This window comes from Hydrosulfovibrio ferrireducens (genome assembly GCF_046883345.1).
GTDB classification, from domain to species: domain Bacteria; phylum Desulfobacterota; class Desulfobulbia; order Desulfobulbales; family Desulfurivibrionaceae; genus Thiovibrio; species Thiovibrio ferrireducens.
In genome coordinates, this window is the sequence record NZ_JALKCW010000022.1 from 37,060 (window position 1) to 50,760 (window position 13,701).

The 13,701-nt window shown below is 56.2% G+C and carries 9 protein-coding genes; 2 read left to right on the forward strand and 7 right to left on the reverse strand.

The genetic code is table 11. The annotated features are described in order from the left end of the window. Nucleotides 1–188 precede the first annotated feature (188 nt). Together gyrB and dnaN are read right to left on the reverse strand one after the other, a co-directional pair. Entirely contained in the window at nucleotides 189–2,585 is a 2,397-nt protein-coding gene (gene gyrB, locus MWR57_RS10345; RefSeq protein ID WP_423124741.1) for a DNA topoisomerase (ATP-hydrolyzing) subunit B, read from the reverse strand. Nucleotides 2,586–2,728: 143 nt separating this feature from the next. Next, complete coding sequence (gene dnaN / locus MWR57_RS10350) at nucleotides 2,729–3,859, reverse strand: DNA polymerase III subunit beta (RefSeq protein WP_423124742.1); 1,131 nt, start codon at nucleotides 3,857–3,859, stop codon at nucleotides 2,729–2,731. Between the two features lie 564 nt (nucleotides 3,860–4,423). On the opposite strand from dnaN, the gene MWR57_RS10355 reads away from it, so the two are divergent. Then, nucleotides 4,424–5,449: a serine hydrolase domain-containing protein gene (locus MWR57_RS10355; RefSeq protein ID WP_423124743.1), complete on the forward strand. Its 1,026-nt coding sequence runs from the start codon at nucleotides 4,424–4,426 to the stop codon at nucleotides 5,447–5,449. A gap of 281 nt (nucleotides 5,450–5,730) precedes the next feature. Here the strand turns inward: MWR57_RS10355 and mtnA are convergent, their stop codons facing one another. The 3 genes from mtnA to yfcD form a co-directional block, all read right to left on the reverse strand. Continuing rightward, nucleotides 5,731–6,837 carry an S-methyl-5-thioribose-1-phosphate isomerase gene (gene mtnA, locus MWR57_RS10360; RefSeq protein WP_423124744.1) on the reverse strand — a complete coding sequence of 369 codons (1,107 nt, stop codon included), beginning with the start codon at nucleotides 6,835–6,837 and terminating at the stop codon, nucleotides 5,731–5,733. Between the two features lie 392 nt (nucleotides 6,838–7,229). Beyond that, complete coding sequence (locus MWR57_RS10365) at nucleotides 7,230–7,958, reverse strand: ComF family protein (protein WP_423124745.1); 729 nt, start codon at nucleotides 7,956–7,958, stop codon at nucleotides 7,230–7,232. Beyond that, nucleotides 7,955–8,452 carry an NUDIX hydrolase YfcD gene (gene yfcD, locus MWR57_RS10370; protein ID WP_423124746.1) on the reverse strand — a complete coding sequence of 166 codons (498 nt, stop codon included), beginning with the start codon at nucleotides 8,450–8,452 and terminating at the stop codon, nucleotides 7,955–7,957. The genes MWR57_RS10365 and yfcD overlap by 4 nt, the downstream gene beginning before the upstream one ends. 128 nt (nucleotides 8,453–8,580) lie before the next feature. Here yfcD and ftsH point away from each other — a divergent pair, with 128 nt between their 5' ends. Further along, nucleotides 8,581–10,401 carry an ATP-dependent zinc metalloprotease FtsH gene (ftsH, locus tag MWR57_RS10375; protein ID WP_423124747.1) on the forward strand — a complete coding sequence of 607 codons (1,821 nt, stop codon included), beginning with the start codon at nucleotides 8,581–8,583 and terminating at the stop codon, nucleotides 10,399–10,401. Between the two features lie 15 nt (nucleotides 10,402–10,416). On the opposite strand, the gene hsdR is transcribed toward ftsH, so the two are convergent. Both hsdR and MWR57_RS10385 read right to left on the reverse strand, forming a co-directional pair. Further along, complete coding sequence (gene hsdR, locus MWR57_RS10380) at nucleotides 10,417–12,798, reverse strand: EcoAI/FtnUII family type I restriction enzme subunit R (RefSeq protein WP_423124748.1); 2,382 nt, start codon at nucleotides 12,796–12,798, stop codon at nucleotides 10,417–10,419. A 60-nt stretch (nucleotides 12,799–12,858) separates the two neighbouring features. Beyond that, nucleotides 12,859–13,698 carry a BRO-N domain-containing protein gene (locus tag MWR57_RS10385; RefSeq protein ID WP_423124749.1) on the reverse strand — a complete coding sequence of 280 codons (840 nt, stop codon included), beginning with the start codon at nucleotides 13,696–13,698 and terminating at the stop codon, nucleotides 12,859–12,861. Nucleotides 13,699–13,701 lie beyond the last annotated feature (3 nt).

The following is a 13,701-nucleotide window of genomic DNA, read 5'->3' on the forward strand; positions in this document are numbered from 1 at the left end:
TCCGACATATTAAAAATCCTTGTTCAATGGATGGAGACCATCCTGAATGTGTTACACCCGAGTCTCTTAAATTCCCTCCCCCCTGGCGGGGGAGGGTTAGGGAGGGGGGGAACTAGCTAGTGGATCGGCTGGTTGCAACTTCACCCACCCCCTCACCCCCTCCCATCGAGGAAGGGGGATAAACGCTGCTAAATATCGAGGTCCGCCACCTCAAGCGCATGGTTCTGGATGAAATCCCTGCGGGGCTCGACCTTGTCGCCCATGAGGCAGGTGAACATATCGTCGGCCAAGGCCGCATCGTCGATGCTCACCCGCAGCAGGGTCCGTTTTTCCGGATTCATCGTGGTATCCCAGAGCTGCTCGGGATTCATTTCACCGAGACCCTTGTAGCGCTGGAGGTTGCTGCCCCGGAAAGACTCCTGGCGGACCACGGTGAGCAGCTCCTGCCAGTTTGGCACCACAATCTCCTTGTTGGCGGTCTCCACGGTGAACGGGGAGGTGAGATACTGTTTGATCTGCCCGTACTGGCGGATGGCGGAGCGGTATTCGCTGATCAGCGGGATCTGGGGGCCCACGGTGATCATCATGTGGGCCTTGTCCTTGATGGCCGCGTCGAACTCCCAGCAGCTCGGCCGCCAACGGCAGGGGCGGACAGCGCCGAGGATTAAATCCTTGTGGTGCAGCTCTTCGTTGAGGTGTTCCACCAGATTCCGGTCTTCAAACTGATCCGCCGAGGTGATGTCGTTGTCCAGCAGGAAGTGAACCATCTCTTCCCAGAGATTGATGCGGGTCAGGTACTCGATGATCTTCTGGTAGCTGGAAAGGTTTTTCAGCAACCCGATGAGATCCTCGCCCGCCATCTTCTCCTTGCTGGCCCCCACCGTTACCTGCACGCTGGTGCTGGCCTGGGCGAAGAGATACTGGTTGAGCTCTTCCTCGTCGGAAAAATACTGTTCCTTCTTGCCGCGGCCCAGGCGGAACAGGGGCGGCTGGCCGATGTAGATATTGCCGTTTTCCACCAGGGGCAGCATCTGCCGATAGAAAAAGGTGAGGAGCAGGGTGCGGATATGCGCACCGTCCACGTCGGCATCGGTCATGATGATGATCTTGTGGTAGCGGAGTTTATCGAGATCAAACTCATCGCGGCCGATGCCGGTGCCCAGGGCGGAGATGATCTGCTTTATTTCCTCGCTGGAAAGGATCTTGTCGAAGCGGGCCTTTTCCACGTTCATGATCTTGCCGCGCAGGGGGAGAATGGCCTGCACGGAGCGGTCCCGTCCCTGTTTGGCCGAACCGCCTGCGGAATCGCCCTCCACCAGGAAGATTTCCCGGTCCTTGGGGTCCTTGGACTGGCATTCCGCCAGCTTGCCCGCCATCAGCAGATCAAGGCCGGAGCCCTTCTTGCGGGAGAGTTCCTTGGCGCGGCGGGCCGCCTCGCGGGCGCGGGCCGCATCCACCACCTTGGTGAGAATCTTTCTGGCCACCTGGGGATTCTGCTCCAGGTAAATGGAAAGCTTTTCGTGACAAATAGCCTCGACGATGGATTTTACCTCGCTGTTGCCCAGCTTGGTCTTGGTCTGCCCTTCAAACTGCGGGTCGGGAACGCGAACGGAAACCACGCAAGTCAATCCCTCGCGCACATCGTCGCCGCCCATCTTCTCCTTCATGTTTTTGGGCACCACGTCATCACTGGCATACTTGTTGATACAGCGGGTCAGCGCCCCGCGGAAACCGGCGACATGGGTGCCGCCTTCCTTGGTATTGATGTTGTTGACAAAGGAAAAGAGCCGCTCGGAATAGCCGTCGAAATACTGAAAAGCCACCTCCACCTGGACATTGTCCCGTTCGCCGGAGATAAAGACCGGGTCGGGATGGATATGGGTCCGGTTGCGGTTGAGATATTCGATATAGGAATTGATCCCTCCTTCAAAATGAAAGATATCCTCGGCCCCGGTCCGCTCGTCGTGCAGGAGGATCTTGACCTCCTTGTTCAAAAAAGCCACTTCCCGCATGCGGGCCTGGATGATCTCGTACTTGAACTCGGTGGTTTCCTTGAATATCTCCGGGTCCGGCAGGAAGGTTATCTTGGTGCCGGTCTTTTCCGACTCGCCAAAGGTTTCCATGTCGCCCTGGCGGATACCAAGGTGATATGTTTGGCGATGGATCTTGCCGTTTCTTTTCACCTCGGCCGTGGTCCATTTGCTTAAGGCGTTGACCACCGAGACGCCGACGCCGTGCAGACCGCCGGACACCTTGTAGGTGTCGTGATCAAATTTGCCGCCCGCGTGCAGGGTGCACATAACCAGCTCAAGGGCGGAGACGCCTTCTTCGTGCATCTCCACCGGGATGCCGCGGCCGTTGTCCTCGACGCTGCAACTGCCGTCCGCATGAAAGATTACTTTGATGTCCGTGCAGTGCCCGGCCAGGGCCTCGTCGATACTGTTGTCCACCACCTCGTAGATGAGATGGTGCAGCCCCTCTTCCGCCGTATTGCCGATGTACATGGCCGGCCGCATCCGGACCCCTTCAAGGCCGGAAAGAACCTTGATCTGATCCGCTCCGTAGTTGTTCTGTCCTTCAGTCAAAGTATGAGCCCTCGTCTTTTTTTTCTAATTTTTTTGGTGCGTTGGAATATTTCGACTAACTCTTTTTATATCTTGTTGAAATCGCAAAAAGCCGCGATTACAAAGGTTGCCCCTGTGTAGTCTTTATTTTGTTTCACAGACCTTTATATTTTCATGGGCATGATGATGCTGGCAAAGCCTGGATCGTCGTCGCCTTGGATCATGCAGGGGCTTTCTTCCGAATTGATATAGGCCTTAATGGTCTCGCTGGACATGACCTGCATGGTTTCAATAAAATATTTTCCGTTGAACCCGAGCTTTAGGGGAGCTTCATCATAGGTGATAGCTATTTCATCCTTTGCGCTGCCTATATCCATGCTCTGCGAGGAAAGCACAAGTTTGCCTGGTTTTATCTGAAACTGCACGGCGTTGTAACGGTCTTCGGTGAAGAGATTCATCTTCTTCATCGAGTTCATGAACTGAACTCTTTTCAACTCTATGCATTTTTCTTTTTTAATCATATTGATTATATTTTTATAATCAGGAAAATCACCATTCATCAAACGAACAACGATGATGGAATGGTCTGTTTTGATAACCGCTTGTTTTTCTTCAAACGATATTTTTATTTCCGCTGAATTTTCCGTGAATTTTCGTATCTCCTGCATGCCTTTACGGGGAATGAGGATGATCTTTTCCATCTTCAACCCGCTCAAATCGTTGTCCACGTTCGTTTCGCACAAAGAAAGACGGTGCCCGTCAGAGGAAACCATGCGGAGCATATTCTTGCCGTCCGCAACATCCTTTTCCACCAGAACTCCGGTGAGATTGAATTGGGATTCCCCTTCCGGAGCCACGGAAAATATCGTTTTATCGATGAGATCCTTGATCCTGTCGCTGGCCAGGGCGACAAGATTGTTTTCATCATACTCGGGAAAGGCGGGGTATTCTTCGCTGGGCATGCCGGCCAGCTTGTAATCCGTGGAATCCGCGGTGATCTTTGCCCAGTTGTTTTCCATGATCTCGACGTGGATCTGATCCGCGCCGGATTCCCGGACTATTTCAAAAAGCTTCTTGGCAGGCAGGGTGATGGAGCCGGGGGAGAGTATCTCCGCGGGCAGACTGTTTCGGATGCCTATTTCCAGATCCGTGGCAGTCAGAAGGAGGGAGTCTGTTTTGGACTCGATCAAGATATTGGAGAGAATGGCGATATTTCCCTTTTTACCGGTTACATTTTGCAGGGAAGCAAGACCTGTCAAAAAATCATCACGGGAGATGTTAAAAATAAGGGACATAAGGGGCACTCCATGAAGTAGTAGTAGTTTTATGTATATTTAAAAGATTATGGTTATTACAGGTGTTGATATGTTTAAAAAGACATTAACCTCCTGAAAATTTTAAATATTTTTTAAATCAAAACAGACTGGAAAAAATTGGAAAAGGTTATAAAACGAGTTATCAACAGGTTGTGCAAACAGAGTGAACAGAGTATCGACAGACGCGGTTGAGAAGGTGTTGAAAAAATTGTGCACAGACATTAAGCGAATCACAATAATAAAAACCATTTAATTTGTTGATTTCATTATAAAATATTAAAAATTACGTCAACGGCTGCACTTTTAAAAAAACAGCTACAAAAAGATAGTGTAAAATCAAAAAAAATTCAATGATAATAAATAAAAAGATACTGTATTATGGTAATTTTCGAGCCGCCGGAACACCCATTTTTGTGACTAACCCGCACAAGGAGCAGAATATTTTTTCATTGTATGAATACAAATAATAAAAAAACAGTAATATCAAACTGTTATAATATTTTTAACGAGGCGATCCAGCTCCGAACTTTTCCCGGGGCCGCAATGGGTGTTGTGTGGGGAGCGCCGGAGAAGCGAGAAAGGATACTTCAAGCATACGGACACACCACCTACAGCCGGGAAAACAGGGTTGATGAAGCCACGGTGTACGACCTCGCCTCGCTGACCAAGCCGCTGGCCACCACCCTGGCGCTGCTCATCCTGTTGAAAGAACAACAACTGCAACGTGCCGAGCGGATCTCGGATATCTTTCCCCTGGCAAGGGATTCATTCCTGCACAGGGTCTCGCTCAAGGATATTCTCTGCCATTCCGCAGGCTTTTCGGCCCATAAACCCTATTATCTCGAATTGCTCCGCCTGCCCGAGGCCAAAAGAAAGGAGGCGCTCCTTAATCTGCTCCTCGCGGAATCTCCAGCCTATGAACCGGGCAGCGCCTCGGTGTACAGCGATCTTGGCTTTCTATTGCTCGGCCTGATTGTGGAAAGGAAAAGTGGTTGGGAGTTGGACCGGTTTTTCAGGGAAAAAATCGCCGGGCCTCTTGGGATTGCGGAAAGGATATTCTACGGCCCGGCAGGGGCCACGCAAAAGAAACGCATCGCGCCCACGGAAGAGTGTGCCTTTCGCAAGCGCCTCCTCTGCGGCGAGGCGAGCGATGAAAACAGCCATGCCCTGGGAGGGGTGGCTGGGCACGCAGGGTTGTTTGGAACCATCGAGGGGGTGCTGGAGATGGGAGAACATCTGTTGGATCAATGGCAGGGCAGGGAGGAGCATCCCAACTACCTGGCAAGCGATTTGCGCCGGTTTCTAACACGGCAGGAGATTCCCGGCTCCACCTGGGCGCTGGGCTTTGACACCCCTTCCGCCACCGGTTCCAGCGGCGGCAGATATCTGGATCCGGCCAGCGTGGGCCATCTCGGCTTCACCGGGACCTCTTTTTGGATCGATCCGACCCGCGATCTGGTTATGGTTCTGTTGAGCAACCGGGTCCATCCCAGCCGGGAGAATTCACGGATCAAGCAGTTCCGGCCTTTGTTTCACGAGACGGTTATGGAGAGTTTGGGGTTGGTCTGAGGTCACCTGTTACAGGATACCGCATCTGCTTCGCAGTATCGTTCTCCTTGTGCCTTTTCTACCCTTTGTTCATTTCTTTGCTTGCCCAAAGAAACGAACCAAAGAAAGGGCCCCCAGACACTTGTCCCGCCGAAGGCGGGATGCCCTGTGCTCCTCAAAGCTGCCGGGATGTTGCAAACTCGCTGCGCTCAAACAGTGCAACCTCCCTTTTCGGCAGCTTTTCCGGTGCTCGGCGGCGTGCCAAAGGGATGTTAACAGCTCTAAAAATGCAAAGGAGGTTTTCACTTCTGTTCCGGGTATAGCCGCAGGATATCCCCTTCGCTTGCCTGCATGACCCCCCGTTCGCTGATCAGTCCGGTAATCAAACGGGCCGGGGTGACGTCAAAGCCGTAGTTCGCGCAGGGGGTAGCCGGCGGGGCAATGGCGATGGTGGTCATTTCCGCCGCCTCGTTCAAGCCCCGGATATGGGTGATCTCCTCGCCGCTCCGCTGTTCGATGGGTATCTCACTCAGACCGTCCCGAATTCCCCAGTCAAAGGTGGAGGAGGGCAGGGCCACATAAAAGGGCACCCCGTTGTCGTGGGCAGCCAGCGCCTTGAGATAGGTGCCGATCTTGTTGGCCACGTCGCCGCAGCGGGTGGTGCGGTCGGTGCCGACGATGACCATGTCCACCATCCCGTGCTGCATGAGATGGCCGCCGGTGTTGTCGGCGATCAGGGTGTGCGCCACCCCTTCCTCTTTGAGTTCCCAGGCGGTGAGCTTGGCCCCTTGTAGCCAGGGGCGGGTTTCATCCACCCAGACATGCACCTTGATTCCCTCGGCATGGGCGGCGTAGATGGGGGCGGTGGCGGAACCGTAATCCACAAAGGCGAGCCAGCCCGCATTGCAGTGGGTGAGGATATTGACCACCCCGCCGTTTTTCCTGCGGCTCAGTTCGGCGATGATCCCCTTGCCGTGCTCCCCGATCCTGCGGCAGAACTCCGCGTCCTCATCGGCTATCTCGCAGGCAACCGCAAAGGCCTTGGCCCGTTGTGCCGCCAGGGTGGTTTCTTGCGTGATCGCCTCAAGCTGCCGCTTTACCGCCCAGGCCAGATTGCTGGCAGTGGGCCGGGTGCGCACCAGATCATCGGCCGCCTTCCGCATGAATCCGGCAAAGTCATGTTCCGGTGCGGCAAGGGCGGCAAGGTGCATGCCGAAACCAGCCGTGGCGCCGATGAGCCCGGCCCCGCGGACATGCATCTCCCGGATGGCCGTGCATACCTCGGAAACCGTGCGCAGCTCCTCCACCACAAAGCGGTGGGGAAGATGGCGCTGGTCGATGATGTGTATGGTGGCGTTGTCTTTCTCAGACGGCCAGATGGTTCGATAGGGTTTTCCAAAAACGCGCATGTCCGCCCCGGGAGATCAGAGAAAAAAGGTGAAAAGATAATATGATATGAGACCCATACCAATAGTGGCGTAGATCAACAGTCAGGACGGACAGTCGATTTCCCGCTGCTTCTTGAGCATGAAGGCAAAGGTCAGACCGGCAACAACAAGGGCGGCGAGGGTGGCAAGGACATGGAGATTCATGGGTATATTCCTCATCGGTTGATGGCTACAGGGTAAACCGGATTTTTTCCGCTGCCAAGGATTAATAGTCGTAAGATCAAAGCCCCTAGACGCCCGCAGGCGGTAAATATTCAGCAGTGCCGCAGATGCGCGGAATAGGACGGCGAGCAATAGCCCAGCTATGCGAGCAGGCCTATGACAAAGCAGATGTGGTGCTGCTGGATAGTTACCTAATAATAATCTTCCTTGACCCTGGCCAGGGTCAGCACCATCACTTCGGCGGCCCCTGCCTTTTTGAGAACCCGGGCGCATTCGTTCACCGTGGTGCCGGTGGTGAACACATCATCGATGAGGAGAATATTTTTTCCTGCAAATCGGTGCGGTTTCACAACCTCAAAGGCGTTTTTCAGGTTGGCGCGGCGGGCTGTCCCGTTGAAACTGGTCTGGGGCTCGGTCGGCCGGGTACGGACCAAAAGATCGGGGACGATCCGGCGGTCTTTAGGAAACAAGGCGCGGGCCAGGAGCAGGGCCTGGTTGAAGCCGCGTTCCCGCAGGCGGCTTGGATGCAAGGGCACAGGGACGATCCTGTCAACTCCTTCCAGATCAGCCAACAGGGGATGGTTTTTGGCAAAGCGGGCAAAGCTTGGCAAACAGGCGGTCTTTCCCTGGTACTTGAAGCGGTGGATCACCTCTTTCAGCGGCTCTTCGTAGAGAAAGAGCGCCCTGGCCCGCGTGAAATGACGGGGGGCGGCAAGGCAGGCTCCGCAAAGGTGGTCGCCGGCGGCGGCAACAAGATAGACCCTGCCGCAGCAGGGGCAGAGCGGGCTGTGGATGAACGTAAGCCTCGTGAGGCAGTCCGGGCAAAACAAGAGCTCCGGCGCCGAGCCCAGCGGCTTTTCACAAGCCAGGCAGAACGAGGGCAGCAGGAGGTCGAGGAGGGCTGTAAAAAAACGTCTCATCCGGCCATGAATCTCTTCAGGACCATAAGGCCATCCGGGGTAAATTGTTCGGCCGCGGCAAGGGATTGCAACTCATCCATCCCGAGAAAAAAACCATCCTCCACCTCTTCGGGCTGGAGCACGAACGGGCCCTCGGCGGTGCAGGAGAAAACCCTGCCCCAGACCCGGTTGTTGTCCGCCGCATGGTAAAAATCGAAATGGCTGGTGAGGGAAGCCTTGCGCACCCCAAGCTCTTCGGCCAGTTCGCGCTTGGCGGAAACCTCGTAGGATTCCCCGGCTAGGACCACGCCGCCGGTGGCCACATCCAGGTACCCGGGATAGATATCCTTGGTCATGGTCCGTTTTTGGACAAAGATTTCTTGGTTCCGGTTAAAGACCAGGATGTAGCAGGCCCGGTGGATCAGGCCGCCCTCCCGCATCACCCGCCGGGAAACCTGTGCCACCTCGTGGTTCTGCTCATCAACGATCAAAACGATTTCATCGGCGGGATTCATTTTCCACGGGCTCCATTCTGCGGCTTTGCAAAAAAAACAATTCTCTTATACCATGAAAGCAAGGTCCGGGCAGGGAAGATCGTGCGTTCCCCGCCTGAGCGGACCGTAATCCAAAGGATATATTGGCAATGGAAAAAAAATTCCAGTTTTCTCTCAGCTACCTGTTCATCGCCGTGGCCATCTTCATCCTCCTCCAGAACTGGCTTTCGCCGCAGATCAACAATGTTTCCTACAGCCAGTTCAAGGCGCATGTGGCGGAAAAAAAGATCAACTCCGTGGTCATTTCCTCCACCCTGCTCAAAGGGTATGAAAAAATCGAGAGCAACAAGAAGGAGCCGATGTTTCCCAAGGCCCTCTTTGTGACCCCTCGGATAGACGACCGCAACCTCGTGGATTTTTTGGAAAAACACGGGGTCGATATCATCGCGGCCAACGAGAACACCTTTTTGCGCACGCTGCTCTCCTGGGTTCTGCCCACCCTCTTTTTTGTCGGGATCTGGATGTTCATGATGAAACGCATGGGCCAGGGAGGGGCCGGGGGCATGATGACCCTGGGCAAATCCAAGGCCAAGATTATCGCCCAGACCGATCTGGGGGTGGATTTTAACTCGGTGGCCGGCCAGGAGGAGGCCAAGGTGGAGCTGGCCGAGGTGATCGAGTTTTTGAAGACCCCGGAAAAATTCACTCGGCTGGGCGCCAAGATCCCCAAGGGCATTCTCCTGGTCGGGCCTCCGGGCACGGGCAAAACCTTGCTGGCCAAGGCGGTGGCCGGCGAATCCGGGGTGCCGTTTTTCTCCATCAGCGGCTCGGATTTCATCGAGATGTTCGTGGGCTTAGGCGCGGCCAGGGTGCGCGATCTCTTTGAGCAGGCCAACGCCAAGGCGCCCTGCATCGTGTTCATCGACGAGCTGGATTCTCTGGGTAAGGCCAGGGGCAGCGGCATGATGGGCGGCCACGACGAACGCGAGCAGACCCTCAACCAGTTGCTCGCCGAGATGGATGGCTTTGAGGTGAACAAGGGGGTGGTGATCCTCGCCGCCACCAACCGGCCCGAGATTTTGGACCCGGCCCTGCTCAGGCCGGGCCGTTTCGACCGGCATATCCTGGTGGACCGGCCCGACCTCAAGGAACGGGTGGCCATTTTGGCGGTGCATGCCAAGGGGATCAAACTTGCTGTGGGGGTTGATCTGGAGATCATCGCCCGCCGCACCCCTGGTTTTACCGGGGCGGACCTTGCCAATCTGGTCAACGAGGCCACCCTGCTCGCGGTGCGCAAGGGCAAGGAGCAGGTGGAGGGTACGGAGTTTGAAGCGGCCATCGACCGGATCGTCGCCGGGCTGGAAAAAAAGAACCGGGTGCTGAACGAGACGGAAAAAAAGACCGTGGCCTACCACGAAACCGGGCACGCCCTGGTGGCCACCTTCCGTAAAACCGCGGAAAAGGTGCACAAGATCAGCATCGTGCCCCGGGGCATCGGCGCTCTGGGCTACACCATGCAACTGCCCACCGAGGACCGGTTTTTGATGTCCAAGACCGAGCTGCTGGAGAAAATCGACGTGCTGTTGGGGGGCAGGGGGGCGGAAAAGGTCATCTTCAACGAGATCACCACCGGCGCCCAGAACGATCTGCAGCGCGCCACGGACATTGCCCGCAGCATGGTGGCCATGTACGGGATGAACGAAAAACTCGGCCAGGTCACCTACCTGCAACAGGCCAACCAGTTTTTGCAGCAGGGGATGTTCCAACAGAAGGAGTTCAGCGACCAGACCGCCTTGCTCATCGACGAGGAGGTGCGCAAGATCATCGACGAGCGCATGGTTGGAGTGGAAAAGACCCTGACCGAACAGCGGCCCCTGCTGGAAAAGATAGCGAAAACCCTGCTGGAGAAAGAGGCCCTGGACGATGAGGAGTTCAAGGCGTTGCTGGGGGAAGGGGCTCCGGCTGTGTAGGCGGGCTGCTCTTTTTCATGCCACGGCCTGCTGCTGATACAGATACTTCTGGAAGCCGGAAAATACCTTGCCGATATCCTCCGGCTTGCCGAGGTCGGCCACGGCATCGGCAAGCGAATCGTGATATTTCAGGCGCAGCAGCGGCGTCAGCTTCCCTTGATCAAGCTCTTCCACCCCGACGCTGACATAGTGGGACAATACGAAGTCGAGAAAAACCTGTTGCTTGCTGTTGAAATGCGTGCTGATGATGACCTTCGCTTTCCCGGCGCGTTCTTCGCGGGTAAGCGGGGCCAGGGCATAGGCCACATGGGCCAGCACGTCGAACAGGTCGCTCTTTTCCGCATCGATGATCTTCTGCATCTCGGCCAGTTGCTCCCTGCCGAAGCCTTTTTCGGCTAGCCCCTCCAGCAGCTTTCTCCGCGTATCCGGCGCACTCCATAAGGTACGGAGTTCCTCTTCATTCTTGAAAAAGTCCGGCAGCCTGCCGAACAAGGCCACCATGAATTGCTCTGCCGACATAGGCGTGCCATCCGGGTGCCAAAAGCTCGTCGCCGTCATGTGCTGAATGGTCCTGGCCTTGCCGTCGGCCAGTTTGACCTTGATCTTTTGGCGTTTGCTGTATTCCGCTGTTGGTTCGCTTGTGCGGTTTTCTTTTTCGATGGGACTTATGGGAGCCATGGGACGTATGGGAACGTCCGGTTCCAGCGGTTCGCCGTCCCATTCCGGGTCGTTGAAATGATGGTGCGCCTTGACGAAGTCGTAGATGGTGAAATAGTCCTTGCCGTCGTAAAGCCGGGTGCCGCGGCCGATGATCTGCTTGAACTCGATCATCGAATTGATCGGGCGCATCAGCACGATATTGCGGATGTTGCGGGCGTCCACCCCGGTGGAGAGCTTTTGCGAGGTGGTGAGGATGGTGGGGATGGTTTTCTCGTTGTCCTGGAAGTCCCGCAGGTGCTGTTCGCCTAAAGCGCCGTCGTTGGCCGTTACCCGCTGGCAGTAGTTCGGGTCGCGGCTGGTCTTGATTTGGTTGATGAGGTCGCGCACCGCCAGGGCGTGGTCCTGGGTGGCGCAAAAGACCAGGGTTTTCTCCCGCTGGTCGATCTGGGCCATGAAGATTTCAACCCGCTTCCTTTCCCGCTCCCGGATCTCGATGATCCGGTTGAAATCGGGCTCCGTGTACCGCTTGCCCGCCTCGATCTCCCCTTCGACCAGCGTGTCGTCGGGGGTGTAGACGTACTCGTCCAGGGTGGTGGAAATCTGCCGCACCCGAAACGGGGTCAGAAAGCCGTCGTTGATTCCGTCCTTGAGCGAATAAACATACACGGGCTCGCCGAAGTAGGCGTAGGTGTCCACGTTGTCGCGCCGTTTGGGCGTGGCGGTCAGGCCGAGCTGCACCGCCGGGGCGAAGTAGTCGAGGATGGCGCGCCAGTTGCTCTCGTCGTTGGCCCCGCCCCGATGGCACTCGTCGATGACGATGCAATCGAAGAAGTCGGACGGGTACTCGCCGAAATAAGGGGAGGGGTGGCCATCCTTGGGCGGTCCGCTCATGAAGGTCTGGAAGATGGTAAAAAACAGGCTGCCGTTCTTGGGCACCTTGCCTTTCTTTTTGATCTCGTCGGGCTCAATGCGCACCAGCGCGTCTTCGGGAAAGGCGGAAAAGGCGTTGTACGCCTGGTTGGCCAGGATGTTGCGGTCGGCCAGGAAGAGGATGCGCGGGCGGCGGCTCGGCTCGCCCTCCTTCTGCCAGTCGTTCAGGTTCCAGCGGCTGTGGAAGAGCTTCCAGGCAATCTGGAAGGCGATGAAAGTTTTGCCGGTGCCGGTGGCCAGGGTCAGGAGGATGCGCTGTTTTCGGTCGGCTATGGCCGCAAGCACTCGCTCGACGGCAATGTCTTGGTAGTAGCGGCCCTGAAAGTAGCCGCCCCGGTCCTCGAAAGGCACACCGGCAAAGCGGTCGCGCCAGGTGTTTTGGCTGGCGAAGGTGCGGTTCCAGAGGTCTTCGGGGGTCGGGTAGTGGGGGATTTCGGTTTCGTTTTTATGGGACTTATGGGTCGTATAGGACTCATGAGTCCCATGAGCCATATCGATTTGATAAATGCCCTGGCCGTTTGTTGAGTAGGCAAAGCGTACCGCCAGCTTGCCTGCGTAATCCTTGGCCTGGGCCGCGCCCTCGGTCAGCGGCTTGTCCCAGGCCTTGGCCTCCACCACGGCCAGCTTGGTGTTGCGAAACTCCAGTACATAGTCGGCGGTGAGCGCTTTGCCCCGGCGGCCGGCTCCCTCGATGCGGCCCAGGGTGATGGGGTACTCGCGGCGGATGCGGCTGCCTTCCACCACGCCCCAGCCAGCCGCTTTCAGGGCGGGGTCGATATGCTCGGCTCGGGTTTCGGCTTCGTTCATGGTTTTCTCAACTGTGATGTCAAGTATACGTCCAGTTTTCTGTCAAGCAGCCTTCCCGGCCTACTTCACCTTCTTGGAGCGCGGCTTGGCGGGTGGCAGAAAATTGTCGCCGGACACCACCGGTTTGCCGGTCTTGGCCTCCAGCGCTTTTCGCGCCTGCTTGGCAATTGTACCACCTTTTTTTGCCGCCACCTTGTTTTCTGCCATCCCGGTCGCCTCATCCGTCTCGGCGATCTGTCGCGTCGATAACTCCGCCAGGGCGGTAAAAATCAGTTCAGCCTCGCTCATGTGGTCGCGCAGATTGTGATCCCGCAACCCCTTCATCGCTTTGTGCGTTTTCACGCTCACCCCGGACCATTCCTGGTGAATGATGTTGGTGAGCATGGCAAATTCCTCGCTTTTCTTGATTTCGTGGTTTGCCCAGTAATCGGTCAGCTTGTTCCGCGTTTCCTGGCCGGTCATGCGCTGCTGAATCCACTTCTCGCTGCGTCCGTGCTTCTGCCAGGTTTCGCGGGCGCGATCCAGCGACAGTGCCGGATCGGCCATTTCCCGCATACGCTCGTAGCCGACCTTGGCCAGCCAGAGCTTGATCGGCTCCGCCTTGGGGCTGGGGACGGACTGCACCAAACGCAACAGGGTTTCGGCGGTGGCCACGTCGGTGAGCCGCTGCTTGCCATCCTCGGCGGTCATTTTCAACTGGTGACAATTTGTCACCAGTTGACTTCCTTCCTTGCCCAATCGCTCTTTCAGCTTGTTCCAGTACTTGCGTGCGGTCTGGTAGTCCGGCTGCTGGATCAACACCTGGATGATGTCCACCACCGAGAACCACCAGGTTTCGGTTTTTTCGTCATAGAGTCTGCGGATTTCGTGGGTTTCAAAAAGCACGGGCTGAATCGACATGGT

Bases quoted from the DNA above. Each gene is read 5' to 3' on its own strand.
- MWR57_RS10385 (WP_423124749.1), bottom strand. From the start codon at position 13,698: ATGTCGATTCAGCCCGTGCTTTTTGAAACCCACGAAATCCGCAGACTC.
- mtnA (WP_423124744.1), bottom strand. From the start codon at position 6,837: ATGCGCGTTTTTGGAAAACCCTATCGAACCATCTGGCCGTCTGAGAAA.
- dnaN (WP_423124742.1), bottom strand. From the start codon at position 3,859: ATGTCCCTTATTTTTAACATCTCCCGTGATGATTTTTTGACAGGTCTT.
- yfcD (WP_423124746.1), bottom strand. From the start codon at position 8,452: ATGAATCCCGCCGATGAAATCGTTTTGATCGTTGATGAGCAGAACCAC.
- hsdR (WP_423124748.1), bottom strand. From the start codon at position 12,798: ATGAACGAAGCCGAAACCCGAGCCGAGCATATCGACCCCGCCCTGAAA.
- MWR57_RS10365 (WP_423124745.1), bottom strand. From the start codon at position 7,958: ATGAGACGTTTTTTTACAGCCCTCCTCGACCTCCTGCTGCCCTCGTTC.
- ftsH (WP_423124747.1), top strand. From the start codon at position 8,581: ATGGAAAAAAAATTCCAGTTTTCTCTCAGCTACCTGTTCATCGCCGTG.
- MWR57_RS10355 (WP_423124743.1), top strand. From the start codon at position 4,424: ATGGGTGTTGTGTGGGGAGCGCCGGAGAAGCGAGAAAGGATACTTCAA.